The sequence below is a fragment of the Actinoplanes sp. NPDC048791 genome (assembly GCF_040650095.1).
Classification (GTDB): Bacteria; Actinomycetota; Actinomycetes; order Mycobacteriales; family Micromonosporaceae; genus Actinoplanes.
Map to the genome: position 1 here is coordinate 1 of NZ_JBEZGQ010001329.1, position 1,951 is coordinate 1,951.

The window sequence follows — 1,951 nt, forward strand, 5'->3', positions numbered from 1 at the left end:
GTCGCCGACCCCGAGCTCCAGCGACATCCCGTGCCTGGGGCCGCGCGTCTTCAAGGTGGCCGGCCCGGACGACGTCCCGATGGTGTCGACCAAGGGCAGCACCCTGGAGACCGCCTCGCTGACCATGTACAACTCCACCTACGACGGCGTGGTGCAGCTGGACACGGCCAAGGGCAAGCTGGCCGCGCTGAAGTTCAGCATGACCAAGGCGGTGAACGAGCCGTTCAAGCTGACCATCCCGGAGGTCGGCGGCCACACCACGCTGATCGAGAGCAACAAGCTCACCACCGACGGCAACGTGCGCTTCTACACCCCCTCGTTCAAGGGCAAGCTGTTCGGCGTCATTCCGGTGACGTTCACCCCGGAGTCGCCGCCGCCGCTGACGCTGCCGGTCCTGTGGTTCACCGACGTGCAGATCAACCTGGCCTTCGTACGCTGCGACACCCTGACCGGCGAGCCCCTGAAGGTGAGCGAGAAGTCGTAACCGGCAGGATGGCCCCGTGAACCTCGACAGCGGGGCCGGGCTGCTGCACCGGCTGACCTCCTACGAGCCGGGACGCGAGTGGGACGTGCCGGTCGACGATCCCCGCGTGCGCCACGATCTCGTCCCCAACGACCCGGCGACGCTGCCGCCGCCGGTCAAGGCCTTTCCGGGCACTGCGCCCCGCATCGCGTTGCCGCGGGAGCTCGACGATCCGGGGGTGAGCGCGACGGCCGTGCTGGCCGGCGTACCGGCTCCGGCCCGGCTGCTGGATGCCGCCCAGCTGGGCCGGGTGCTCTTCCTCAGCGCCGGCGTCGTCCGCACGGCCGAGCGGGCCGGGCGCCGGATCCTGTTCCGCGCCGCCGGCTCGGCCGGCGCCCGCTTCCCGCTGGAGCTCTATGCGAGCACGCGCGGCGTCGCGGGCATCCCGGACGGCGTGCACTGGTACGACCCGGAGCAGCACGCCCTCGTCACAGTGGGCCCGGCCGCCGGCGGCACCGCCACCACACTGATCATCACCGGTGTCCCGTGGCGGACCGGCTGGCGCTACGCCGAACGCGGGTGGCGCCACCTCTACTGGGACGCCGGCACTGTGCTCGCCCAGCTCTCCGCCGCCGCCGACAGCGCCGGCCTGACGCCCCGGCTGCGCTCCCTGTTCCCGGACGCCTCAGTCAGCACCCTGGTCGGCGCGGACGGCGTGCACGAGTATCCGCTGGCCCTGCTGACCTTCGGCGACGGCGAGCCGGCCATCGGGCCGGGCGGAGCGGCGGTGCCGGGCGACCTGCCCCGGGTCGAGCTGCCCTTGTGCACAGCGGCCCAGCGCGCCGGGGACCGTGACGAGCTCGGCGAGCCCTGGCCGCGCGGGGCGGAGCTGCCCGGGCCGCCACCGTCGGATTCGCTCGACGAAGTGATCCGCCGGCGCGGCTCCCAGCGCCGGATGGACCGCTCCCGCACCCTGCCCCGGGCGGCGCTGGAATGGCCGATGGCGGCGGCGCTGCGCGGGATTCGGGTACCGCACTGGGTGGCCGTGCACGGCGTCGACGACGTGGCGCCGGGCCTCTACCGCTGGCCGGACCTGACCGAGCCGCTGCACGCCGGCGATCTGCGCGACGAACTACTGCGCATCGCCCTGGACCAGGGGCTGGCCGGCGACGCGGCGTACGTGGCAATTGCCGCGACCCCACTGTCGAGGCTGGACGATCGAAGTTACCGCGAGGCGCAGCTGGAGGCCGGGCTGGTCGAGGGCCGGTTGCACCTGGCGGCGTACGCGCTCGGGGCCGGCGCCAGTGGCATGACTTTCCTCGACTCGGAGGTCCCGGCCCTGCTCGGCGAGCCGGCCGACCTGGCCACCCTGATCTTCACCTGCGTCGGCGTCCCGCAGTACGCCGCACGGGACGGCGGCGCACCCGGCGCGCCGGTGGAGGTCCGCCCGGTCATGCCCCGCCTGGGCCGCCCCTGAGGGCTCAGGAG

At 73.6% G+C, this 1,951-nt stretch carries 1 protein-coding gene and 1 pseudogene; both read left to right on the top strand.

Features of this window, described 5'->3' with window-relative positions:
* Window positions 1–484: pseudogene (locus AB0C29_RS45990) on the top strand (hypothetical protein); the annotation flags it as partial.
* Window positions 485–500: 16 nt separating this feature from the next.
* Window positions 501–1,940, top strand: a complete 1,440-nt coding sequence (locus AB0C29_RS45995) for a hypothetical protein (protein WP_360834348.1) — start codon at window positions 501–503, stop codon at window positions 1,938–1,940.
* The last annotated feature ends 11 nt before the right edge of the window (window positions 1,941–1,951 follow it).